The 22,650-nt window shown below is 69.8% G+C and carries 25 protein-coding genes and 1 tRNA gene; 18 read left to right on the top strand and 8 right to left on the bottom strand.

Going from position 1 to position 22,650, the window contains the following annotated elements; genetic code table 11:
• A complete protein-coding gene (gene chvE, locus J7E45_RS06510; RefSeq protein WP_091035641.1) occupies window positions 1–1,152 on the bottom strand; it encodes a multiple monosaccharide ABC transporter substrate-binding protein in 1,152 nt (383 codons plus the stop codon).
• A gap of 309 nt (window positions 1,153–1,461) precedes the next feature.
• Between chvE and J7E45_RS06505 the strand changes: the two genes are divergently transcribed.
• Together J7E45_RS06505 and J7E45_RS06500 are read left to right on the top strand one after the other, a co-directional pair.
• On the top strand, window positions 1,462–2,097 hold the full coding sequence (locus J7E45_RS06505; RefSeq protein WP_215067983.1) for a GyrI-like domain-containing protein: 636 nt from the start codon (window positions 1,462–1,464) through the stop codon (window positions 2,095–2,097).
• 64 nt (window positions 2,098–2,161) lie between these two features.
• The gene (locus J7E45_RS06500) at window positions 2,162–2,962 is read left to right on the top strand and encodes a DUF1206 domain-containing protein (RefSeq protein ID WP_215067982.1); all 801 of its coding nucleotides are present in this window, start codon (window positions 2,162–2,164) and stop codon (window positions 2,960–2,962) included.
• 19 nt (window positions 2,963–2,981) lie between these two features.
• Here J7E45_RS06500 and J7E45_RS06495 read toward each other — a convergent pair whose 3' ends face one another.
• Window positions 2,982–3,629 (bottom strand): LysE family translocator, encoded by a 648-nt coding sequence (locus J7E45_RS06495; protein WP_215067981.1) that lies wholly within the window; start codon window positions 3,627–3,629, stop codon window positions 2,982–2,984.
• Window positions 3,630–3,691: 62 nt separating this feature from the next.
• On the bottom strand, window positions 3,692–4,084 hold the full coding sequence (locus J7E45_RS06490) for a nuclear transport factor 2 family protein (protein ID WP_215067980.1): 393 nt from the start codon (window positions 4,082–4,084) through the stop codon (window positions 3,692–3,694).
• An 89-nt stretch (window positions 4,085–4,173) separates the two neighbouring features.
• On the opposite strand from J7E45_RS06490, the gene J7E45_RS06485 reads away from it, so the two are divergent.
• The 8 genes from J7E45_RS06485 to J7E45_RS06450 all read left to right on the top strand — a co-directional run bounded on the left by J7E45_RS06485 (window position 4,174) and on the right by J7E45_RS06450 (window position 10,008).
• Entirely contained in the window at window positions 4,174–4,554 is a 381-nt protein-coding gene (locus J7E45_RS06485; protein ID WP_215067978.1) for a helix-turn-helix domain-containing protein, read from the top strand.
• 42 nt (window positions 4,555–4,596) lie between these two features.
• Window positions 4,597–5,904: an aminotransferase class V-fold PLP-dependent enzyme gene (locus tag J7E45_RS06480; protein WP_215067976.1), complete on the top strand. Its 1,308-nt coding sequence runs from the start codon at window positions 4,597–4,599 to the stop codon at window positions 5,902–5,904.
• The gene (sufU, locus tag J7E45_RS06475) at window positions 5,901–6,335 is read left to right on the top strand and encodes a Fe-S cluster assembly sulfur transfer protein SufU (protein WP_215067974.1); all 435 of its coding nucleotides are present in this window, start codon (window positions 5,901–5,903) and stop codon (window positions 6,333–6,335) included. The genes J7E45_RS06480 and sufU overlap by 4 nt, the downstream gene beginning before the upstream one ends.
• A 16-nt stretch (window positions 6,336–6,351) precedes the next feature.
• Window positions 6,352–7,293: a GNAT family N-acetyltransferase gene (locus J7E45_RS06470; protein ID WP_215067972.1), complete on the top strand. Its 942-nt coding sequence runs from the start codon at window positions 6,352–6,354 to the stop codon at window positions 7,291–7,293.
• Between the two features lie 68 nt (window positions 7,294–7,361).
• Complete coding sequence (locus J7E45_RS06465; protein WP_215067970.1) at window positions 7,362–8,003, top strand: NADPH-dependent F420 reductase; 642 nt, start codon at window positions 7,362–7,364, stop codon at window positions 8,001–8,003.
• A 136-nt stretch (window positions 8,004–8,139) separates the two neighbouring features.
• On the top strand, window positions 8,140–8,793 hold the full coding sequence (locus J7E45_RS06460) for a GntR family transcriptional regulator (protein ID WP_251053490.1): 654 nt from the start codon (window positions 8,140–8,142) through the stop codon (window positions 8,791–8,793).
• 109 nt (window positions 8,794–8,902) lie between these two features.
• Window positions 8,903–9,148: a hypothetical protein gene (locus tag J7E45_RS06455; protein ID WP_215067966.1), complete on the top strand. Its 246-nt coding sequence runs from the start codon at window positions 8,903–8,905 to the stop codon at window positions 9,146–9,148.
• Window positions 9,148–10,008, top strand: a complete 861-nt coding sequence (locus J7E45_RS06450) for a hypothetical protein (RefSeq protein ID WP_167634117.1) — start codon at window positions 9,148–9,150, stop codon at window positions 10,006–10,008. The genes J7E45_RS06455 and J7E45_RS06450 overlap by 1 nt, the downstream gene beginning before the upstream one ends.
• Before the next feature lie 19 nt (window positions 10,009–10,027).
• Here the strand turns inward: J7E45_RS06450 and J7E45_RS06445 are convergent, their stop codons facing one another.
• The gene (locus tag J7E45_RS06445) at window positions 10,028–10,867 is read right to left on the bottom strand and encodes an SDR family oxidoreductase (RefSeq protein ID WP_215067964.1); all 840 of its coding nucleotides are present in this window, start codon (window positions 10,865–10,867) and stop codon (window positions 10,028–10,030) included.
• 130 nt (window positions 10,868–10,997) lie between these two features.
• On the opposite strand from J7E45_RS06445, the gene J7E45_RS06440 reads away from it, so the two are divergent.
• Together J7E45_RS06440 and J7E45_RS06435 are read left to right on the top strand one after the other, a co-directional pair.
• Window positions 10,998–11,582, top strand: coding sequence for an asparagine synthase (locus tag J7E45_RS06440; RefSeq protein ID WP_167634121.1), 585 nt, complete (start codon window positions 10,998–11,000; stop codon window positions 11,580–11,582).
• Between the two features lie 64 nt (window positions 11,583–11,646).
• A tRNA-Arg gene (locus J7E45_RS06435) sits at window positions 11,647–11,719 on the top strand.
• A gap of 122 nt (window positions 11,720–11,841) precedes the next feature.
• On the opposite strand, the gene J7E45_RS06430 is transcribed toward J7E45_RS06435, so the two are convergent.
• Together J7E45_RS06430 and J7E45_RS06425 are read right to left on the bottom strand one after the other, a co-directional pair.
• Window positions 11,842–12,213 carry a hypothetical protein gene (locus tag J7E45_RS06430; protein WP_215067962.1) on the bottom strand — a complete coding sequence of 124 codons (372 nt, stop codon included), beginning with the start codon at window positions 12,211–12,213 and terminating at the stop codon, window positions 11,842–11,844.
• Window positions 12,214–12,235: 22 nt separating this feature from the next.
• Entirely contained in the window at window positions 12,236–13,171 is a 936-nt protein-coding gene (locus J7E45_RS06425; RefSeq protein WP_091035601.1) for a LysR family transcriptional regulator, read from the bottom strand.
• Window positions 13,172–13,242: 71 nt separating this feature from the next.
• On the opposite strand from J7E45_RS06425, the gene J7E45_RS06420 reads away from it, so the two are divergent.
• Entirely contained in the window at window positions 13,243–14,973 is a 1,731-nt protein-coding gene (locus J7E45_RS06420; RefSeq protein ID WP_091035596.1) for an L-aspartate oxidase, read from the top strand.
• Between the two features lie 93 nt (window positions 14,974–15,066).
• Here the strand turns inward: J7E45_RS06420 and J7E45_RS06415 are convergent, their stop codons facing one another.
• The gene (locus tag J7E45_RS06415; RefSeq protein ID WP_215067960.1) at window positions 15,067–15,348 is read right to left on the bottom strand and encodes a hypothetical protein; all 282 of its coding nucleotides are present in this window, start codon (window positions 15,346–15,348) and stop codon (window positions 15,067–15,069) included.
• Window positions 15,349–15,473: 125 nt separating this feature from the next.
• Between J7E45_RS06415 and J7E45_RS06410 the strand changes: the two genes are divergently transcribed.
• The 5 genes from J7E45_RS06410 to J7E45_RS06390 all read left to right on the top strand — a co-directional run bounded on the left by J7E45_RS06410 (window position 15,474) and on the right by J7E45_RS06390 (window position 20,011).
• A complete protein-coding gene (locus J7E45_RS06410) occupies window positions 15,474–16,970 on the top strand; it encodes an L-serine ammonia-lyase, iron-sulfur-dependent, subunit alpha (RefSeq protein ID WP_091035590.1) in 1,497 nt (498 codons plus the stop codon).
• A 69-nt stretch (window positions 16,971–17,039) separates the two neighbouring features.
• The gene (locus J7E45_RS06405) at window positions 17,040–17,801 is read left to right on the top strand and encodes an AAA family ATPase (RefSeq protein ID WP_215067958.1); all 762 of its coding nucleotides are present in this window, start codon (window positions 17,040–17,042) and stop codon (window positions 17,799–17,801) included.
• A 38-nt stretch (window positions 17,802–17,839) separates the two neighbouring features.
• Window positions 17,840–18,436, top strand: a complete 597-nt coding sequence (locus J7E45_RS06400) for a TetR family transcriptional regulator (RefSeq protein ID WP_215067957.1) — start codon at window positions 17,840–17,842, stop codon at window positions 18,434–18,436.
• A gap of 61 nt (window positions 18,437–18,497) precedes the next feature.
• The gene (locus tag J7E45_RS06395; RefSeq protein WP_215067956.1) at window positions 18,498–19,280 is read left to right on the top strand and encodes an ABC transporter ATP-binding protein; all 783 of its coding nucleotides are present in this window, start codon (window positions 18,498–18,500) and stop codon (window positions 19,278–19,280) included.
• Window positions 19,277–20,011, top strand: a complete 735-nt coding sequence (locus tag J7E45_RS06390) for an ABC transporter permease (RefSeq protein ID WP_029263788.1) — start codon at window positions 19,277–19,279, stop codon at window positions 20,009–20,011. The genes J7E45_RS06395 and J7E45_RS06390 overlap by 4 nt, the downstream gene beginning before the upstream one ends.
• Window positions 20,012–20,032: 21 nt before the next feature.
• Here J7E45_RS06390 and hrpB read toward each other — a convergent pair whose 3' ends face one another.
• On the bottom strand, window positions 20,033–22,588 hold the full coding sequence (gene hrpB, locus J7E45_RS06385) for an ATP-dependent helicase HrpB (protein WP_215067955.1): 2,556 nt from the start codon (window positions 22,586–22,588) through the stop codon (window positions 20,033–20,035).
• Window positions 22,589–22,650: the final 62 nt, after the last annotated feature.

The raw sequence follows: 22,650 nt of genomic DNA, 5'->3' as shown, positions 1-22,650 counted from the left end.
TTACTCGGCGACGCCGGAGTCGACTTCGGCCTGGGTCCAGTAACCCGAGTCGACCAGCAGCGGGGTGATGTTGTCCTTGTAGACGATGTCCGACTGCAGGAGGTACGACGGCACGACCTTCACGCCGTTGTCGTAGGTCTCCGTGTCGTTCGCCTCGGGCTCCTCGCCCTCGAGCATGTCCTCCGCGACGACGACCGACTGCTCGGCGAGCTTGCGCGTGTCCTTGAAGATCGACGCGAACTGCACGCCCTGATCGATCAGGCTGATGGAGCCGATCTCGGCATCCTGTCCGGTGACGATCGGGAGACCGTCGGCGATGGTCGCGCCGAAACCGCCGGTGCCCTGGAGTGCCGTGATGATGCCGCGCGAGATCCCGTCGTAGGGGGAGAGCACTCCATCGAGCTTGGTGCCGCCGCCGTACGTCGAGGTGAGCAGATCCTCCATGCGCTTCTGCGCGGTCTCCTGCTGCCAGCGCAGGATCGCCGCCTGCTCGATGTCGGTCTGACCCGACGGCACCGAGAGCACGCCCTCGTCGATGTAGGGCTGCAGCGTGTCCATCGCCCCCTGCCAGAAGAAGTGCGCGTTGTTGTCGTCGAGCGAGCCGGCGAAGAGCTCGATGTTGAACGGGCCCTTCTCTCCGGTGTCCTTGCCGTCCTCGTCGAGCACGCCGAGGCCGACCAGCAGCGAGGTGGCCTGCTGCACGCCGACCTTGTAGTTGTCGAACGTCACGTAGAAGTCGACGTTCTCGCTGTCGCGGATGAGGCGGTCGTAGGAGATGACCGGGATCTTCGCTGCCGCAGCGGCGTCGAGCTGCGACGACAGCGCGGTGCCGTCGATCGCGGCGATGACCAGGAGGTCTGCGCCCTTGGTGATCATCTGGTCGATCTGCTGGCCCTGCGTCGGGATGTCGTCGCCGGCGTACTGCAGCTCGACCTGATAGCCGGCCTTCTCCAGCCCCTCCTGCACGGCGGTGCCGTCGGCGATCCAGCGCTCGGAGGTCTGCGTCGGCATGGACACGCCGATCAGCAGGTCACCCTTGTCGCCGGAGGCCTTCGTGTCGCCGCCCGCGGAGCCGGCTCCGCCGCCGCCGCAACCGGCGAGGGCGAGGACTCCCGCGAGGCCGAGGGCCGCGAGTGCATACTTCTTCTTCATTCCGAGCTCCTTTGCTGTGCAATGCGTCCTCCGGCCGAAGTCCGGAGGGTCAGCGTCCCGGCCATTCGGGATCCGCCTCGGATCACTTTCTTGAGTTCGAGACTCGAAGTCAAGCGAACGTGATCGTTTTGTGATGATCCACGTTAGATGGCTGGATGGCCCAGAAGTCTCCCGGACGACCGGAGATTTGCGGCCGAAGAACGAAAAAGGCCGGAGTTACCTTCGAGACTCGAAGGTAACTCCGGCGAGACCGACTCCCGTGTCTGCACCTCGTGTCACACTGGGCGCACGGAACCAGGGAGGCACGTCATGGCGGCGATCGACCCCAAGAAGACCCTCGACGCGTATCGGGCGAAGCGGGGTGAGTTCCGCATCGTCGAGGTGCCGCCGATGCAGTATCTGATGATCGACGGCGCCGGAGACCCGAACACCTCTCCGGCCTATTCGGAGGCTGTCTCGGCCCTGTTCCCTGTGGCCTACACGCTCAAGTTCGCCAGCCGAAACGAGCTCGGCATCGACACGGTGGTGATGCCCCTCGAGGGACTCTGGCACGCATCCGACATGGAGTCGTTCACCACCCACCGAGACAAGTCGGCCTGGCAGTGGACGCTCATGATCATGGTCGGCGACCACATCACGCCTTCCATGTTCGCCGACGCGGTGGAGTCCGTGGCGCAGAAAGCGGCGAAGAAGAAGGAGCCGGTGCCCGCACTCGGAGCCGTGCGGCTCGAGACCCTCGACGAGGGGACGAGCGTGCAGACTCTGCACGTCGGTCCGTTCGACGACGAGGGGCCGGTCCTCGACGACCTGCATCACCGCTTCATCCCCGAGCACGGTCTGACGATGAGCGGTCTGCATCACGAGATCTACCTGAGCGACCTGCGTCGCACCGATCCGGCGAAGCTGCGCACCATCCTCCGGCAGCCCGTGTCTTCGAGCGTCTGATGCCGAGAGGCGCCGGGAAAGCAAGCCCCTCCACCGCGTCCGCTGCCGGCGATACCCTTCAATGATGAGCACGGTCAAGCACGCTGCGCGCGTCGCCAAGGGGTCCACCGCCTTCCGCCGCATCGCCCGTGTCGGGTTTGTCGTCCTCGGCCTGATCCACGTCATCATCGGCGCGATCGCCATCACCATCGCCGCGGGGGCGTCGGGAGACGCCGACCAGGACGGCGCGATGGAGCAGATCCGGAACAACCCGGTCGGCGGATTGCTGCTCGTGCTCGTCGCCACGGGGCTGATCGCTCTGGCCGTGTGGCAGATCGCGAGCGCGTTCCTCGCCGCCGACCCCGCCGAGACGAAGAAGTGGGGGCAGCGCGTCAAGCTCTTCGGCATCGCGCTCGCCTACCTCGTGGTCGCGGGCATGGCCCTCATCTACGCGCTGGGTGGAAACGCCGATTCGGAGACGGCGTCGAAGACCCTCAGCTCCGTGGTGCTTTCCGCTCCGGGCGGCGTCGCCCTGCTCGTCGTCATCGGACTGTCCGTGGTGGGCGTGGGGATCGGGTTCGTCGTGGGCGGCTTCACGCGCGGCTTCGAGAAACTGCTCGATCTGCCGACGGGAGTCGCACGCGGTGGCATCGTGACGCTCGGGGTGATCGGCTACTTCGGCAAGGGCATCGCGGTGGGCGTGACCGGTGTGCTGTTCGTGGTCGCCGCCGTGACGCAGGATCCGGAGAAGGGTGCGGGGCTCGACGCCGCGCTGCACAGCCTGCTGGAGCTGCCCTTCGGCGGGGTCATCCTGGGAGCGGTCGGCGCGGGCTTCGCGATCTACGGGGTCTTCTGCATCGCTCGGTCCCGCTTCGCCCGCATGTGAGCAGGGCCGCGCCGGGCGCTCACGCGGTCGCGGGCTTCTCGCTCCAGACCAGCAGGAACGCCCCGAGCGCGATCATGAGCCCGCCGCCGGTCGCACCCATCGCCTCGATGCGGCGAGGCGAGCGGCCGAACCAATCGCGGGCGGCGCTGGCGAGGAGGACCCAGACGGCATCGCACGTCACGCCGATGACGACGACGATCACGCCGAGCAGGAAGAGCTGCGCGGGGACGGAGCCCGCGTGCAGATCGACGAACTGCGGCAGGATCGCGAGGAAGAACGCGATGGACTTCGGATTGGTGACTCCCACGACGAAGCCCTCGGTGAGCAGCCGCCATCCCGAGCGCCGCGCCGGAGCGGCGACCATCGCGCGTGCCGTATCTTTCCGGTGCCGGATGGCCTGGATGCCGAGGAAGATCAGGTAGCCGGCGCCGAGCACCTTGACGATGGTGAACAGCAGGACCGACTGGGCGATGATCGTGCCGACACCGAGCGCGACCGCGACGACCAGCACGATCGAGCCGATCGCCGTGCCGAGAATGCTGAGGAACCCGCCCATCCGCCCGAGAGCCATGGCCCGGCCGATCGTGAACAGCACGGTCGGACCGGGGATCACCACCATGACGAACGCCGCGACGACGAAAGCGAGCAGCGTGTCCGGGGCGATCATGGGTCGAGCCTAGGGGCGCGGGCGTCGAGCGGTCGAGAGTGCGACCGCCCGACGCCGGTCGGTCAGCTCTGACCCCAGAAGCGGTCCTCCGCCTCCTGGTCCTCGCTGATGAGCCAGACTTCGGCGATGCGGTCGCCCGCGATGCGGAAGACGTCGACGCCGTGCTGGTCGAGGTCATCGTGTCCGGCGCGCTGCGCGCGGAAGCGCACGGTGGCGGAGACGAGGTCGCCGGCCTCCGTCGCCGAGTCGGTCTCGAGCACGAACGTGCCGCCGCTGAGTTCCATGAAGCGGCCGAGGTGGGCGAGGATCGCGTCGGGGCCGATGTGGTCGCCGGACGCCTGGTTGGCGCCGGGCTGGTGCCACACGGCATCCGGATGGAAGGTGGCCGCCAGCGCCTCCATGTCTCCCGCGGCCAGCGCCGCACCGTACTGTCCTACAACATCGATCGCCGACATGATGCTCCTTCTCGAGTGGTCGGTACTGTGGAGCATCCAGCGTCTCGCCGAGGGCGCGGTTACTTCAACGTCACCGGGAGGAGCAGCGCATGTCGCGCACGTGGACGGTGTTCTCCGCCAGCTGCCCGTCTCGGGCATCGCTCGCCCGCATCGCGAACAAGTGGACCGCGATGATCGTCGTCCTCCTGCACGAGCAGCCGCTGCGCTTCGGCGAGCTGCACCACCGGATGGACGGGATCACGAAGAAGGTGCTCGTCGACACGCTCCGTGCCCTCGAACGCGACGGGATGCTGGAGCGCGCTGTCGGCGACGACGGCCATTCGCGCTACCTGCTCACTCCGCTCGGGCGAAGCCTGCATGAACCGCTCCAGGCGTTGCAGGTCTGGGCGGAGTCCCACGTGGAAGATGTGCTCGACGCGCAGGACCGCTACGACGAGGTCGCCGACACGAAGACACTCGACGGGCGCTGACCCGCGGGCCCACCCCGGGCTCACAGGTGGGAAACTGGAACGATGAGCGTTTCTTCCGGTGTCGACGTGATCGCCCCTCTGAGCGAGACCGCGGTGCAGCGCATCCGCGAGGACTTCCCGATCCTGCACACGCAGGTGCAGGGGCATCCGCTCGTGTACCTCGACTCGGGCGCGACGTCGCAGCGTCCGTCGGCCGTGCTGGACGCCGAGCGCGAGTTCTCGACCACCATGAACTCGGCCGTGCACCGCGGGGCGCACACGCTCGCCGCCGAGGCGACCGAGTTGTTCGAAGACGCTCGTGGCACTCTCGCGCGTTTCATCGGGGCCGCCGACGACGAGGTCGTCTGGACCTCGAACGCGACCGAGGCGATAAACCTCGTCGCCTACTCGCTGTCGAACGCGTCGCTCGGTCGCGGAGGAGCGGCTGCCGAGCGGCTCCGGCTGCGTGAGGGCGACGAGATCGTCACGACCGAGATGGAGCACCACGCGAACCTCATCCCGTGGCAGGAGCTCGCGGCCCGCACCGGCGCGACGCTGAAGGTGATCCCGCTCGACGACGACGGTGCACTGCGCCTCGACGCCGCCGCCGAGCTCATCACCGCGCGGACGAAGCTCGTGGCGTTCACACACGTCTCCAACGTGCTCGGCGTGATCAATCCGGTCGAGCGCCTGGTCGCTCTCGCCCGCGAGGTCGGCGCCCTGACGCTGCTCGACGCCTGTCAGTCGGCACCGCACCTGCCGCTCGACGTGCGAGCCCTCGGCGTCGACTTCGCCGTGCTGTCCGGCCACAAGATGCTCGGTCCCACCGGCATCGGGGTGCTCTACGGTCGCCGCGAGGTCTTGGCCGCGATGCCCCCGTTCCTCACCGGCGGCTCGATGATCACCACCGTCACCACGACCGAAGCCGAGTACCTGCCGCCGCCGCAGCGGTTCGAGGCCGGCACGCAGCGGGTATCGCAGGCCATCGCGCTCGCCGCGGCCGTGGACTATCTGACCGAGGTGGGGATGCCGCGCATCGCCGCGCATGAGGCCGCCTTCGGACGTCGGCTCGTCGACGGGCTCAGCGCGATCGACGGGGTCCGCGTGCTCGGTGCCGGGATCGACCTGCCGCGCGTGGGGCTCGCGAGCTTCGACGTGGCCGGCATCCATTCGCACGATGTCGGGCAGTTCCTCGACGACCTCGGCATCGCCGTGCGCGTCGGACACCACTGCGCCCAGCCGCTGCACCGACGCCTCGGCGTCACCTCGTCCACCAGGGCGAGCACCTACCTGTACACGACAGAGGCCGAGGTGGATGCCGTGATCGAGGGCGTTGCCGGAGCGATCGACTTCTTCCGGAGGGGCGCATGAGCGACCTGCAGAACCTGTATCAGGAACTGATCCTGGACCACTCGCGCACCCCGCACGGCTACGGCCTGCGTGACGAGATCGCCGCGCAGTCGCATCAGCTGAACCCGACCTGCGGCGACGAGATCACGCTGCAGGTGCACCGCAGCGCCGACGGTGCTGTCGAGGCGATCGCGTGGGAGGGTCACGGCTGCGCGATCTCCCAGGCCTCCGCCTCCCTGCTGGCGGAGCTCGCCGAAGGACTCAGCGTCGAAGACCTCGAGATCCGCATCGCGGCGTTCCGCGAGGCGATGCGCTCCCGCGGCAAGATCGAGCCCGACGAAGAACTGCTCGGCGATGCCGCAGCCCTCGGCGGGGTGTCGAAGTACGTGGCGCGGGTCAAGTGCGCCATGCTCGCCTGGGTCGCCGCGGAAGACGCACTCACCCGCAGCTGAGGTGCAGGATGGATGCATGCCCGTGCATCTGAAGCCGCTGCCCTCGGAACGCTTCGACGAGTGGCGGGGCGCGGCCAGGCAGCGCCTCATCGACGGCAACCGGGCATCGGGGAGGCGTGTCGGCGACGACGCGGTCGCGTTCGCCGATGAGTACTTCGACGAGCTGCTGCCGCAGGGCTCGGCGACGCCGACGGCACGGGTCATGCGGATCGTCGATGAGCGTCAGCGCGAGCTCGGCACGGTGTGGCTGGTGCTCGGCGGTCGGAAGCTGTTCCTGCTCGACCTCGCCGTCGAGACCGACCTGACCGGCGCGCAGAACGACGCCCTGGTTGCGCGGATCCTCACCGTCGCCCGCGACATGGGCGCCACGCAGATCAGTGTGCCGCTGCTCCCGCAGCAGGCGGCGGGTCAGGCCCTGGTCGACGGTCGTGGCTTCACGGTCGCGTCGATCCAGATGGTGCTCGAGCCGCTGCCCTCACGCGATGTCGCCGCGCACGTGGAGGTACTGCCGATGACCGCGGAGAGGTTCCCCCGCTTCGTCACGGCATCGGAAGCGGGTTTCGCTCAGGACCTCGTGTCTTCCGGCCGGTTCTCGCCCGAGGAAGCCGCCGCGGAGTCCCACCGTCAGCTGGTCGAGGAGCTGCCGGACGGCCTCGCCACCCCGGGGCAGGAGCTCTTCACGGCCGCGGTCGACGGCGTCGAGGTCGGCATCCTCTGGCTCGGCATGCGCGAGCGCGACGGACATGCGCATGCGTTCGTGCTCGACATCGAGGTCGCCGCAGATCAGCGCCGCAAGGGGTACGGGCGAGAGCTGATGCACGCTGCTGAACGCGAGGCCCGCCGGCTCGGCGCCGACTCGATAGGGCTGCACGTGTTCGGCTTCAACGCCGCCGCCGTCGAGCTGTACGAGAGCCTCGGCTACCGGCGGACCGAGCAGACGCTGCTGCGCGAACTGTGACGCCGGTCACGGGACGACACAGCCCGACTCGAAGGGAATAGTCCGCTCTGCTCGACGTTGCCCCCAGCATGACTACTCTCGGAATCATCGGTGCAGGACACATCGGCAGCCAGGTCGCGCGGGTCGCGGTGGCGAACGGCTACGACGTCGTGATCGCCAACTCCCGCGGTCCGGAGACGCTCGCGGACCTCGTGAAGGAGCTCGGGCCCCGCGCGAAGGCCGCCACGGCGGAAGACGCCGCGGCAGCTGCGGACGTCGCGGTCGTGACCGTTCCTCTCGGGGCGATCGACGCGCTCCCCGCCGCACAGCTCGCCGGCAAGATCGTGCTCGACACGAACAATTACTACTTCGAGCGCGACGGTCACATCGAGGCCCTGGACAAGGGCGAGACGACGACGTCGGAGCTGGTTCAGCGCGCGCTGCCGGACTCGAAGATCGCGAAGGCGTTCAACCAGATCCTCGCGGCCGACATCACGACCGACGGCAAGCCGGCCGGTGACCCGGACCGTCGAGCACTGGCCACCGCCGGCGACGACGCCGAGGCCGTCGCGTTCGTCACCCGCTTCTACGACGAGGCCGGCTTCGACACGGTCAACGTCGGGCCGCTGAGCGAGTCGTGGCGGGTCGAGCGTGATCGTCCCGCGTACGTCGTGCGACAGAACGCCCAGGAGCTGACCGCGAACATCGCGATCGCCAACCGCCTCCCCTGAGCCCGGCGGGACGAGCGCGACGGAGACCTTCCGCGTCTCGCGCGCTCGTCCCGGACCGAGGCATCCCGGGCGTGTTGGGATACCAAAAGTTGAGTAACCCGGCCCGTGATGCGAGAATGCCCAGATGGCGGGGGCTATGGGGACAAGCGGCGAACTCGAATCGGTCAGGGTCACGCGCATCCTGCGCGACGACATCGTGCTGGGCAGACGTGCGCCCGGCTCGCGTCTGGTGGAGCGCGACATCGCGGCCGAGTTGAGCGTCTCCCGCCTCCCGGTCCGCGAGGCCATCCGCACCCTCGTAGCCGAAGGGGTCGTCGTCGCACGCCCCCGCACCTGGGCGGTCGTGCGCGAGTTCACCCGCCGCGACATCCAGGATTTCGCCGAGGTCCGCGAGGCCATCGAGACGCTCATCTTCGTCTTCGCCGCCGAACGCCATGATGAGGCGGGCATCGCCCGGATCAGAGCCGCCTACGAGCGCGAGCTCGCAGCGGCCACGGCCGAGGACTCCGAGGCCGCACGGATCGCGGCGGCCGAGTTCCACGAGGTCGCGGTCGAACTCGCGGGGAACGAGATGCTCGGGGAGCTCATCGCCGTGTTCCTCACGCGGCTGCGGTGGCTGTTCGGGCAGCACGACGATCTGCTCGCCATGGCCGACGAGCACCGCATCATCCTCGAGGCGATGGCCGCACGCGACACGGAGGCGCTGCGCCGCATCGTGCCGGCACACCTCGCCAGCGGCCAGTCGGCAGCGGAGCTGCGTCTCGACGACGGCAGCGACCTGCTGGTCTGAACCGGCGCCATCCCGCTCGCGCACATTCGGGAACACCGGCGACGCCTCCAGTTGTATATTGGTCCGATCGGAGTCGGTCCGGAAACGTTGCGCTGTTCTGGGGAGCGAGATGCGGAGTCTTGCTGTCGCGGTCGGGTGCCTGCTGCTTCTCGGGGGAGTCGCGCTGGTCGCGATCGCCGATCAGGAGCGGGTGGCAGCCCTCACCGCCGTCAAAGCGGAGATCGTCCGTGTCGAGCGCGCCATGGACGAGTCCCACGGCGAGAACCTCGAGCTCGCGCAGAAGCTCACCGCGCTGCGGTCGCAGATCGCTGAACAGGATGCCGAGATCGGCGACACCACGGGGTTCCTCCGGTGATGCGCCGGGTGCTGGCGGTCACGCTCGCGGCGGCGGTCGTGCTGTCCGCCGGCGTGCTCGCCAGGGCGGATGCCCTCGAGCAGGAGCGCGTCGCGGCCGTGGCGGAATTCGGCACCCTGTCGCAGCAGTACCACGAGGCCAGGCAGCGCACCGAGTATCTCGAGGCGACCATCGCGCAGGCCGAGCAGGACACCGCCGACCGCGCGTCGGTGCTCGCCGTCCGGCCGGCATTCGTCGCCGAGATCGCGGCTCTGAGCCGCGTCTTCGACAACGCACAGGGGATGGTCGACACGGCCTCTCATCGGGCGGCGGCGCTGTCGGCGCAGCAGACCGTGCTGGCCGAGTCGGACGACCCTGCGACCGTCACCGCCGCGACGGCCACGGTGCATGCGCTCGCCGAGAAGGTCGGCACGCAGGTCGCCTCGGTGCAGGCCGCGCAGAGCGCAGGACCGGGTGGCCCGGCCTGGACATCGAGCGGGCCCGACGGGTACGCGCGGGTGCGGGCGGCGCTCGACCTCGTCGGCGGAGGCGGCGTCGGGCTGTACGAGTCGTCGTCGTGCGCGGGTGGGAACGCGCCGGCCTGCGCCAACAGCAACGGCTACATCAAGTACCGCGGCGACATCGCGAACTGGAGTGCGGGCCGGTTGAACTGGGCCATGGCGCACGAGCTCGCGCACATCTATCAGTTCCGGGTCTGGGGCGCGCTCACGTCTTCCGGCGCGTACGCCTCGATGTTCGGCAATGACCCGGAGTTCCTCGCCAACTGCATGGCGGTCGTCCGCGGCTACCCCGGCTCGGTCGGCTGCAACGGCGATCAGCAGGCCTGGGCCTCGGGCATCTGGGTGGGCGCGGTCCGCTGACCCGGGCCGGCCGGTGGGGTCAGGTGACGGGCGTGGTCGTGTCGATCGCCGCGCGCAGCGGCCGTCGCATCACGCGCCAGTACGACGACGGGGCGATGCGCGTGAGCACGTCGATGAGCCGCGCCTCACGTCCGACCATCGTGCGGGCAGCCCGTCGCTCGGTCGCCCGGATGATGCGGGCTGCGGCATCCGCCGGGTCGGTGTGGTACATCGCGGCCTGCGCCGCGGCGGCACGGGCGGCGACTTCCGGATCGATCGCGGCGGCGTAGTGTCCGTGCAGGATGATGCCGGTGCGGACGCCGGCCGGATAGACGGCGCCGACGCTGACCGTGGTGCCCTCCAGCTCGTGCCGCAGTGCCTCGGAGAAGCCCCGCACGGCGAACTTGCTCAGCGCGTAGGGGATGCGTCCGGCCGGAGCGGCGAGTGCGTACACGCTCGCGAAGTGGGTGATGTGCGCGGCGGGCGCAGCGCGGAGGGCGGGCAGCAGCGCCTTGGTGATCGAGACCGTGCCCCAGAGATTCACGTCGGTGAGCCAGCGCATCTCCTCCATCGTGAGCTGGTCGAGGTTTCCGAGCATCGACGAGCCGGCGCAGGTGATGAGGGCGTTGATCCTCGGATGCGCTGCGGTGATCTCGGTGGCGGCGGCGAACACGGCGTCGTCGTCGCGGAGGTCGACCACGTGCGTGGTCACCCGTGCATCCCCCAGCTCGGCGGCGAGCGTCGCGAGCGCGGCACTGTCGTGGTCGATCAGGGCGAGGTGGGCTCCTCGGGCGGCCAGCAGGCGGGCGATGTCGGCGCCCATGCCGTTCGCGGCTCCCGTGATCGCGGTGGTGCTGCCGGCGAGATCGAGGTGTTTCATGAGTCTCCTGCGGTGCGCGATCCGGGGCCGTGGCTGCGGATGTCGGAGGGGTGGGGCATGCTGATCCGGAACCATTCTGGCCGACACCGGGCCCCAGTGATACCGGTACGCTCGTGGAGAGGAGGTACCGGTGGGACGGACAGCGGATGCCATCGCCGAAGGCGTCGCGATCGCGACGGCTGCCGCGCGCCTCGCCGTGAAGAATCACATCCTCATCGGCACCATCGCCGAAGACGGCGTCTTCGACATGGAGAAGTACATCGACGATGCGCGGGAGGCGCTTCGGGCGATGGCCGAAGAGGCGGAAGAGGCGGCCGCCAACGTCACCGCGCTGCGCAAGCGGGCCAGGGGTCGGCACTCCGACCCGGTGGGCACGCACGACTACCGCGACCGCGATGTGCGCAACCTGCGCCGCCGGGCCAAGCAGTCCACCGGGGTCGGTCAGCGCCTGCGTGAGGTGATGGAAGACCGGGAGCGGCTGGCCCAGATCGTCGAAGAGGCGCGTGACGCCGCCTGGGCAGACGTGCGCCACAATCTCGACCGTCGATTGCGGGTCGAGGGCATGCGTCCTGACCAGGATCCCGACTACAACCGCATGCGCGAAGCGCGCATGCAGGCGCTCCGTCTCGTCGACCTTCAAGCCCTCTCCTCCGAGCAGCGCGCGCGGGCCAAGCGGCGCAAGAAGCAGCAGAAAGCCGAGGCGGCGAGCGACTGAGGCCTCGTTTCGCTTTCGCGTCGGGACTGTTGTAGGCTGTTCCACGGCCCGCTGAGCGGGCTGGGCGCCCGTAGCTCAATGGATAGAGCATCTGACTACGGATCAGAAGGTTAGGGGTTCGAGTCCCTTCGGGCGCACACTGTGTTGAGACAGTGAGAAACGGCTTCCACTTCGGTGGGGGCCGTTTCTGCGTTGTGCACGCACCTGCGAAGATGGGCGACGCTCGAAGTGACGCGCCGTCGCCGTCCTCGTCGCAGAGTCAGTAGCCAGCGCCGAGGCCGGTCGAGAAAGAGTCCGATTGATCGTTATACGTCACGCGGATGTCGATGCCTCGCCCCCGCCCTTCGAGGATCCCTTCGATCTGATCGCCGACGTCCTGGCGTGTCACGTCGGTGCTGTCCAGATCGAGATCCGTGACCACGACGAACGAACACCAGTACTCGCTCTCGCCTGCCCAGAACTCATCGATCTCCGGCTCGGCCTCCAGAGTGCTGCTCACCACGTCGGCGACCTCTTCGGAGAGCGCTTCGCAATCCGCGTACATGGTGTACTCGCCGAACTGGCATCCGGTCAGTCCGAGAACGAGAAAGAGAACGAGGAAGCCCGTCGGTGCGGAGGCGCGCGAGTTCATGACGCCACCGTATCCGCTCAGCTCAGAGGAGGCTGGTGATCGCGGGGTCGCGGCGGGCGACCTCTGCGGCCGTGGCGACGATGACCTCGCGGATCGCCGCGACCGCGACCGCAGGGGTGACGTCCGCTCGGTGGGCGAGGCTCACGGTGCGGGTCATCATCGGGTGCGTCAGTCGAACCGACCGCAGCGCGGGGCGATCGAGCAGCACCATCGCCGGGACCACCGCCACACCGACACCGCGCTCGACGAAGCGCAGCACGGCATCCATCTCGGCGCCCTCGAGCACGTGGGTGGGCACCAGGCCCTCGGCGCGGAAGGCGGCGTCGGTGGTCGCTCGGAGTTCGTACGTCTCGTCGAGGGCGATCAGCGGGAGCGTGGCCAGGTGGGAGAGGCTCATCGCGGGCATGGTCGAGACCGGTGGCTCTGTCGCGGCGGAGATGACGACGAGCTCTTCGGCGAGCAGCGGCATGCGCGTGAGGCTGAAGCCCGACGGCGGTGGACCGTCGGATTCGGTGATGAGGGCGATGTCGACCGCGCCGACGGCGAGCTGATCGACGAGCCGGCGCGAGCCGCTCTCGGTCAGATGCAGATCGACGCCCGGATGGCTGGCGTGGAACACGCTGATCGCCTCGGCGACGAGGCTGATGCAGAGGGTCGGTGGCGCGCCCAGCCGCACACGTCCACGGCGGAGGCCGGCCAGCTCGCCCATCTCGTCGCGGATCGCATCGGCTTCGGCGAGCATGCGCTGGGCCCGGGGGAGGAGGGTCTCACCTGCGGCGGTGAGTGCGATGTGGCCGCGTGCGCGGTGGAACAGTTCGGCGCCGAGCTCGCGTTCGAGGGTGGAGATCTGTCGGCTCAGCGACGGCTGTGCCAGGTGCAGGTGCTCGGAGGCGCGGGTGAAATGTCCGAGGCGTGCGACCTCGACGAACCCGCGGAGCTGCTCGAGGTTCATGGTCATAGCCTACCGGCATCGTTTCCACTCGAACTATGCATTGGAGTTATTAGGGTCCCCTAATTAGCGTGGAAAGCATGTCTACCCCCGAACGTCAGATATCCACCACCGTCCTCGTGATCGGCACCGGCGGCTCCGGTCTGCGCGCAGCGATCGAGATCGCCGAACACGGCGTCGATGTCCTCGCCGTCGGCAAACGTCCGCGTCAGGACGCGCACACCTCCCTCGCGGCCGGCGGCATCAACGCGGCGCTGGGCACCATGGACGCCGAGGACAGCTGGCAGCAGCACGCGGCCGACACCATCAAGGAGAGCTACCTGCTCGCCAACCCGCACACGGTCGAGATCGTCACCCAGGGCGCCGAGCGCGGCATCCGCGATCTCGAACGGTGGGGCATGGACTTCGCCCGCGAAGACGACGGCCGCATCTCGCAGCGGTTCTTCGGCGCACACACCTTCCGCCGCACCGCCTTCGCCGGTGACTACACGGGCCTCGAGATTCAGCGCACGCTCGTGCGCAAGGCCGAGCAGCTCGAGGTCCCGATCCTCGATCACGTCTACATCACCCGTCTGCTCGTGCGCGACAACGTCGTGTTCGGTGCCTACGGCTTCGATCAGGCCGACGGCACCCGCTACCTGATCCACGCGGATGCCGTGATCCTCGCCGCCGGCGGCCACAACCGCATCTGGCGCCGCACCTCGTCGCGTCGCGACGAGAACACGGGCGACTCCTTCCGTCTCGCGGTCGACGCCGGAGCGCGCCTGCGCGACCCGGAGCTCGTGCAGTTCCACCCGTCCGGCATCATCGAACCGGAGAACGCCGCCGGGACCCTCATCTCCGAGGCCGCACGTGGGGAGGGCGGCATCCTCCGCAACGCCCTCGGAGAGCGGTTCATGGAAAAGTACGACCCCGAGCGCATGGAGCTGTCGACCCGCGACCGCGTCGCGCTCGCCGCCTACACCGAGATCAAGGAAGGACGCGGCACCGAGAACGGGGGCGTCTGGCTCGACGTGTCGCATCTGCCGCGCGAGACGATCATGACTCGGCTGCCGCGCGTCTACCAGACGATGATGGAGCTGCAGATGCTCGACATCACGACCGACCCGATCGAGATCGCCCCCACCGCGCACTACTCGATGGGTGGGGTCTGGGTTCGTCCCGAGGATCACCAGACCGACGTGGAGGGGCTGTACGCGATCGGCGAGGCCTCCAGCGGGCTCCACGGTGCGAACCGGCTCGGCGGCAACTCGCTCATCGAGCTGCTGGTCTACGGGCGCATCGTCGGGCAGGCCGCCATGGAGCACGCGGCCGGTCTCGACGCGCAGCGCCGGTCGGCGACGGCGGTCGCGGCAGCACGGGCCGAGATCGACGACCTGCTCGCCGCGGAGGGGCGTGAGAACGTGCGCGCCCTGCAGCGCGCCATCCGCAACCTGATGACCGAGTACGCGGGCGTCGTCCGTTCGGAAGACGGGCTGCGTGCAGGGCTCGCCGACCTCGACATGATCGAGGGGCGCATGGAAGATGTGGGGATCCACCCCGACATCGCCGGTTTCCAGGACCTCGCGCACGCGTTCGACCTCAAGGCCTCGGCGCTCGCCGCTCGTGCCACGCTCGAGGCTGCGCTGGAGCGTCGGGAGACGCGCGGATGCCACAACCGCAGCGACTTCCCCGACACCGACCCGACCCTGCAGGTGAACCTGGTGTGGTCTCCGACCGCGGGCGTCACCCGCGAGGAGATCCCGGAGGTCTCGCCCGAGATCGCCGAGCTCATGCGCGAGGTCGACACCGCGGGAAAGCTCGTCGAGTAGATCCGCCGAGGCCCCGGCTTCGCACCGAGACCCCGCCCTGCTGCTGTCTGCAGGGTGGGGTCTCGGCGGTGATCCGGGGTCTCAGCGAGTTGCTCAGCCGGCCTGCGGCTCTTCCGTGTCGACGACCCCGATCCCCACGGCCTCGTGATCCGGCTCGGGCTCTTCGCGCTTCGGAGCCTTCGGTTCCTCGCCCGGGTCCTTCTCGGTGCTCGGCTCTTCGAGGTGTTCGGTGCTCGGCACCTCGCTCGGGTCGGCGTCTTCGGGTGATTCGGCCTCGGCGGGTGTGGTCGCCTCGCCCGCGCTCGTGTCGGAGGCCGGCGTGGGAGTGGCCGTCTGCGCCTCGGCGGGATCCGGCTCGGGAGTGCTGTTCGTCATGGTGGCCCCTTTCCTGGTGTCGTCCGACCAGGATGCCTCGGAAGCACGCGTGGCTGAAGGGGCTTGACGCGGCGCCGAGTTAACCGGGGTGAACCGAAGGCGCCGATGCGGCGTAGCCTGGAGGGGTGACTGCGTACGTCTCGGCCTTCGACCTCTTCTCCATCGGAGTGGGGCCTTCGAGCTCCCATACGGTCGGACCGATGCGGGCCGCCCTCGACTTCGCGCGACGGCTCACCGCGACGGGCGTCCTCCCGCGCGTGGCGCGCGTCGGCAGCACGCTGTACGGCTCCCTCGGCGCCACCGGGATCGGGCACGGGACTCCGGATGCCGTGGTCGCCGGTCTGCGCGGACTCGCGCCGGAGACGTGCGAACCCGCCGACGTGAGGTCGGCCTGGACGGACTTCCCCGTGGGTGGCGCGCTGTCGATCGACGGCATCCATGACGTCCCGTTCGCGAAGGACGACATCGTCTTCGCGCCGCGCACCCGCCTGCCCGGTCACCCGAACGCCATGACGATCACGGCGTGGGATGCCGAGGAGCAGATCGTCGCCGAGGAGACCTATTACTCGGTGGGTGGCGGGTTCATCCGCCGCGACGGGGAAGAGGCGAAGCTCACGACCGCAGGGTTCCCCTACGCGTATGCGGATGCCGCGTCGCTGCTCGCCCTCTGCGACGAGAACGGACTGTCGATCGCCGAGGTCGCGCGGCTCAACGAGACCTCGCTGCGCGGCGAGGAAGAGGTCGCGGCCGGGCTCGACGCGATCTGGGATGCGATGTCGGGGTGCGTCGATGCCGGCCTCCACGCCGACGGCACGCTGCCCGGCATCCTCAAGGTCAAGCGACGGGCCGGAGTGATCCGCGGCCAGCTCGAAGCGGTCGAGGCCGACGGGCATCGAGAGCTGCCGGGCGAGTGGCTCGGCGCCTTCGCCCTGGCCGTCAACGAAGAGAACGCGGCGGGCGGCCGGGTCGTGACCGCGCCGACGAACGGCGCCGCCGGCATCCTCCCCGCCGTCGCCATGTACTGGTGGCGGTTCCTCGCCGATTCGGGACTCGGCGCGGGCAACGCCGTGACTCCCTACGGCGAGCTGGTCGGCAGCGCGTTGCTGGGCTTCGAGTCCGACGTCCGGGCGGTGGAGGCCGCGAGCGACCTCGATGAAGAACAGACCGCCGAGGCCAACCGTCGCCGTGGAATCCGTCGCTTCCTGCTGACCGCAACGGCCCTCGGGTCGCTGTTCAAGGCCAACGCCTCGATCTCCGGAGCCGAGGGCGGGTGTCAGGCCGAGGTCGGCTCCGCGTGTGCGATGGCGGCCGGCGGACTCACCGCGGTCATGGGTGGCACGAACCGTCAGATCGAGAACGCCGCCGAGATCGCGATGGAGCACCACCTGGGGCTCACCTGCGACCCGATCGGCGGACTCGTGCAGATTCCGTGCATCGAGCGCAATGCGATCGCGGCATCGACCGCGGTCACGGCCGCTCGTCTCGCCCTGCGCGGCGACGGCAGCCACTACGTCTCACTGGATGCCGTCGTCGAGACGATGCGTCAGACGGGTGCCGACATGTCGACCAAGTACAAGGAGACCAGCGAGGGCGGCCTCGCGGTCAACGTCATCGAGTGCTGATCGCGCCCGCCCGACTCCGTGTCCGCGGATGCCGGTAGCCTCCACCTGACACCACGCGGAGGGAGCACGATGGATGCGTTCTGGGAGCCGAGCTCTCGCCGACGGCGGCAGCAGCCGGTCGTGGCGGTGCGCCCGAACGACGACGCCCCGACGCCGGATGGGGAATGGCCGACGAGTATTCCCGCGGTCGCCCAGGTGCTGCGGGAGGGGATCGATCTCGACCCCGGGGTGACGTTCCTCGTGGGCGAGAACGGCAGCGGCAAGTCGACCCTGGTCGAAGGCGTCGCACTCGCCTACGGCCTCTCGCCCGAGGGCGGTTCGCGACAGGCGCGGCACAGCACGCGAGCGACCGAGTCCCCGTTGTCGGAGTGGATCCGGCTGCAGCGCGGTGTGGGAGCCAACCGCTGGGGCTTCTTCCTGCGGGCCGAGACGATGCACTCGTTCTACACGTACCTCGAAGACAACCCGTCGACCGGCGGCGCCGATGTGCGGTTCCACGAGATGAGCCACGGCGAGTCGTTCCTCGCGCTGTTGGAGAGCCGCTTCGACGAGCCGGGCTTCTACTGTCTCGACGAGCCGGAGGCCGCCCTGTCGTTCAACTCCACGCTGGCGCTCATCGCGGTGCTGCGGCGCATCGCCGACGACGGTGGGCAGGTGCTGTGCGCCACGCACTCGCCGGTGCTCGCGGCGCTGCCCGGTGCGAAGATCCTCGAAGTGGGGGAGTGGGGAGTCCGTCCCGCCGAATGGGGCGACCTCGAGATCGTGAACCACTGGCGCTCGTTCCTCGAGCATCCGACACGCTACCTCCGCCACCTGCTCGACCGAGGGTGAAGACCCGCGCCGTCGGCACGCGTCATAGGCTGGCGGTCATGACCGAGCAGAAGGCGCCGCGCCGGCGAGGGCGCCCCCGGGGCGGCTCCGACTCGCGGGCGCGCATCATCGCATCGGCGGTCGACGACTTCGCCGAGAAGGGGTACGACGGGGCGACGATCCGCTCGATCGCCGCGAGAGCCGGCGTCGACTCGGCACTCGTACACCACTACTTCGGCACCAAGGCCGACCTCTTCGCGGAGGCCGTCGGCATCCCGCTGCGCCCCGACGTCGATGTGCCGAAGATCCTCGCGGGTCCGCGCGACGAGGTCGGCGAGCGGCTGATCCGCTACGTGCTGGAGGCGTTCGAACAGCCCGAGGTGCGCCGGCGAGGGGTCATGCTGCTGCGCACGGCGATCGGCAGCCGGCTCACGACCCCGCTGCTCGCGGGCTTCCTGTCTCGTGAGCTGCTGTCCCGCGTCGCCCGGAGCCTCGACGCCGACGATGCCGACCTTCGGGCATCCCTCGTCGCCTCGCAGATCGCCGGGATGCTGATCGCACGCTACGTGCTGCGACTACCGGCGCTCGCCGCGGCGTCGGTCGACGAGCTCGTCGCCCGGATCGGCCCCACCCTGCAGCGCTACCTCTTCGACTGAGCGCACGGGCCGCCCCCGGATCCCGTTGACGCGATCGAGGTGTAGGCGCATAATTCATCACATGATGAATAACTCGGCCGTCGAGATCGCGCAGCTGCGGGTGCACCGCGGGGCGGTGCAGGTCTTCGACGGGATCGACCTCACGATCCCGCGCGGGCAGATCACGGGACTGCTCGGGCCATCGGGATGCGGCAAGACCACCCTGATGCGCTCGATCGTCGGCGTGCAGCGGATTGCCGGGGGCGATGTCACGGTCCTCGGCGAGCCGGGAGGATCCAGGCAGCTCCGCCACCGCGTCGCCTACGGCACGCAGGGTGCTGCGGTGTACGGCGACCTCAGCGTGCGCCAGAACCTGTCCTACTTCGCTTCGCTGCTCAAGGCGCCGAAGGGCGACGTGGACCGCGTGATCGACGAGGTCGGTCTGCGTGCCCAGGCGGGGCAGCGCGTCGACGCGCTCAGCGGCGGCCAGGCGACGCGGGTGTCGCTCGCGGTCGCGCTCATCGGCTCTCCCGAGCTGGTCGTGCTCGACGAGCCGACGGTCGGGCTGGACCCCGTGCTGCGTGCCGAGCTGTGGGCGTTGTTCCGGGGGCTCGCCGACCGCGGTGTGACCCTCATCGTGTCGAGTCACGTGATGGATGAGGCGGTGCGCTGCGACCGGCTGCTGCTGATGCGGGAGGGGTGGATCATCGCCGACACCACGCCGTCGTCGCTCCTGGCCGACACCGGCACGACCGACGCCGAGTCCGCGTTCCTGGCACTGATCGAGCGGGACCGCAGCGGCGATGCCGACGTCCCTCGATCACGCCGTGAAGCGCGGGAGCACCGTGAGGAGGCCGGAGAATGAACGGCCGCCGGATGCTCGCCACCGCGGGGCGCGTGCTCGCACAGCTGCGGCACGATCCGCGGTCGATCGCCCTGATGCTGGTGGCGCCGAGTCTGCTGGTCGGTCTCTTCGCCTGGCTGTTCAGCGACCAGGCGGGGGTGTTCGACCAGTTCGGCGGCGCGATCCTGGCGCTGTTCCCGTTCATCGTGATGTTCCTCATCACGTCGATCACGACCCTGCGCGAGCGTCGCTCGGGAACCCTCGAGCGTCTGATGACCACACCCCTCGAGAAAGCCGACTTCATCCTCGGCTATGCGCTCGCGTTCGGGCTGATGGCCCTGCTCCAGGCGGTGATCACGGTGTCGTTCGCGGTCGGGGTGTGCGGCCTCGATGTCGACGGGCCGCTGTGGCAGCTCGGCCTGGTCGCGGTCGTCGATGCTCTGCTCGGCACCGCCCTGGGGCTGCTCGCCAGCGCGTTCGCACAGACCGAGTTCCAAGCGGTGCAGTTCATGCCGTTGCTCGTGTTCCCGCAGATCATCCTCGGCGGTCTGTTCATGCCCCGTGACCAGATGCCGGATGTGCTGTACGCCATCTCGGATTGGCTCCCGCTCAGCTACGCGATCGACACGATCAACGCGGTGGCCGCGGGCGACGAGGGATGGGACGTGTTCGGCCCGCTGCTGATCGTCGTGGCCTTCGCGGTGGGTGCCCTCGTGCTCGCGTCGCTGACGCTGCGACGTCGCACGCGCTGAGGCTCCGGCTCCGGTGGCTGCTCAGCGCGCCGCGCGGTTCTTCGTGTGCTTGGTCGGCACGGCGGCCCACGGGTCTTCGGGCCACGGATGCCGGGGGTAGCGTCCGCGCATCTCGGCGCGCACCTGGCTGTAGGGACCGGACCAGAACGAGGCGAGGTCGTCGGTGACCGCGAGCGGACGCCCGGCGGGGGACAGCAGGTGGAACAGCACCGGCACCCGCCCGTCGACGAGCCTGGGAGTCTCGGCCCACCCGAAGCACTCCTGCAGCTTCACGGCGACGACCGGCCGTGCGTGCGGGTCGCCGTCGGGCTCCGGGTAGGAGATGCGGACGCGGGATCCGCTGGGCACCTCGAGGCGCTCCGGCGCGAGCTCATCGAGGCGCACGGCATCGGGCCACGGCAGCAGGCGCCGGAGCGGTGACGAGAGTTCCAGCCGTGCTGCGGGGGTGCCGGACGCGAGGCGATCGAGCTCGGGCGCGAGCCACACGTCGAGGGAGTCGACCAGCCCGGCATCCGAGACATCGGGCCACGGATCGCCGAGCTCTCGTCGCAACAGTGCGAGTCGCCGGCGCAGCGCGTCTGCGGTGTCGGACCAGGTGAACATACCGAGCCCGTCGCGGCGGAGCGCCCGGCGCACGGCGTCGCGGCCCTCCTGTGCCGACGCCTTCACGGGGGCCGAGGACCGCGGAATGGCGCCGATCCGCCGCTCGCGTCGAGCCTGGACGCGGCCTCCGACGAACTCCGCCTCGACGCGGTCGGTCATCAGGTGGCTCGCCGCCTGCTCCATCTGCGCTTCGGTGAGTACAGCGGCCGACCGGATGATCGCGCCGGACCCGGCCGCGGCGCGCGCGGTGGCGCGCGCGACGTCGGCGACGGCGAGCCACTCCACCGCAGCGAGCGGACCCCGCACCCCGGCCCGGGTTCCGGAGGCCAGCAGGAATGTCGCCCCTTCGGCGGTGCGCTCGACGCGATGTGCGATCCGGCCGGGGAACGCCAGCGCGATCACGAGGCCGACTCCGTCGAGGTCCGACCGGACACCCGGCGCGTCCCGGACCATGCGTTCGAGGCGGTTCGCATCGTCGCGCCATCGGCGGGCCTCCGGGCTCCGACCGCCGCGCAGCGCGATGAGGGCCTGCGCGATGTCGGCATCCGAGACGCGCAGCTCGCCGCTCACCAGCGCGACGACCTCGGCCGCGAGTCGGCTTCCGACGACCGGGCTGCCGTCGCGAAGCGCTCGGGCGAGACGAGGATCGGTCGGGATGCGCGCCAGGACGCGGCCCTCGGCGGTGGCGCGACCGACCTCATCGATGGCTCCGAGGCCCTGCAACACCGTGATCGCATCGGCCAGGTTCTCGGCGGGCAGCGGGTCGATCATCCGCAGTCCGATGCCGCTCGGGGCACCCCAGCAGGCGAGGAGCAGGGCGGCATCCGCGAGGTCGATCACGGCGATCTCGGGCACGGGACGAGCGGGGGCCGCCGCGTAGGTGCGCTCGTCGACGCAGCGGATGACGGTGCCGGGGCCCTGACGGGTGCCGCGCCCCGCCCGCTGCACGCACGACGAGCGCGACGCGGCGGTGGTGACCAGACCCGTCATCCCGCGGCCGGCGTCGCGCTGCGGATGCCGCGAGAGGCAGCTGTCGACGACCAGGCGCACGCCCGGCACGGTGAGCGACGACTCGGCGAGAGAAGTCGTGACGATGATGCGCGGAAGGTCCGTCGACGTGCGGCCGCGGATCACGGCATCCTGCTCGCCCGGTGGGATCTGGCCGTGCAGTTCGCGTACATCGAAGGCATCGCTCGCAGCGCGGACGCGGCGGGCGATCTCCGACACCTCACGGGCCCCTGGCGCGAAGACCAGCACGTCCGCATCGGGGTCTTCGCGCACCAGGTCCACGGCCGCGGATGCCGTGACGGCCGCGACGTGATCGAGGAAGCCCCAGGTGACGCCGCGCTCGTCGAGGCGTGGCACGGGGCTCGGAGCCCAGCGCTCGGTGAGCGGGAAGGCGGGCACATCGTGGTCGACGATCGGTGCGGGAGAGTCGTCCGTGCCGATGACGGCGGCGATGCGTGCCGCGTCGAGGGTGGCGGACATGGCGATCACCACCAGGTCGTCCCGTAGCTCGCGCACCTCGGAGAGCAGCCCCACCAGGAGGTCGGTCTCGAGCGCGCGCTCGTGCACCTCGTCGAGGATCACGGCATCCACACCGTCGAGCCCCGGATCATCGAGCATCCGTCGAAGCAGGACTCCGGCCGTGACGAACTCGACCTGCGTCTCGGGTCCTGCCGAGCGCTCGCCGCGGACGGTGAAGCCCACGCGCGAACCCACGGGCGACCCGTCGAGGTGGGCGAGGCGTCGGGCGGCGGCGCGGGCGGCGACGCGGCGCGGCTGGGTGACGATCACGCGACCGGTGCTCCGCGAAGCGAGGAGCGGGGGCACGAGGGTGGTCTTGCCCGTGCCGGGTGGGGCGGTGACGACCACCGATCCGCTCGCATCGAGCGCCCCGGAGAGCTCGTCGAGCGCGGCCGCGAACGAGAGCCCTGCGCCGATGGCGGCGAGGTCGAAGGCGGCGGTCGTCATACGTTCAGTCTGCCCGGTTGCAGAGTCGAAACAGCGGATGCCGCGACCGGAGAGGTCGCGGC

The sequence above is a fragment of the Microbacterium sp. ISL-59 genome (assembly GCF_018613945.1).
GTDB classification, from domain to species: domain Bacteria; phylum Actinomycetota; class Actinomycetes; order Actinomycetales; family Microbacteriaceae; genus Microbacterium; species Microbacterium oxydans_B.
This window is presented reverse-complemented; position numbering and strand designations above follow the sequence as displayed.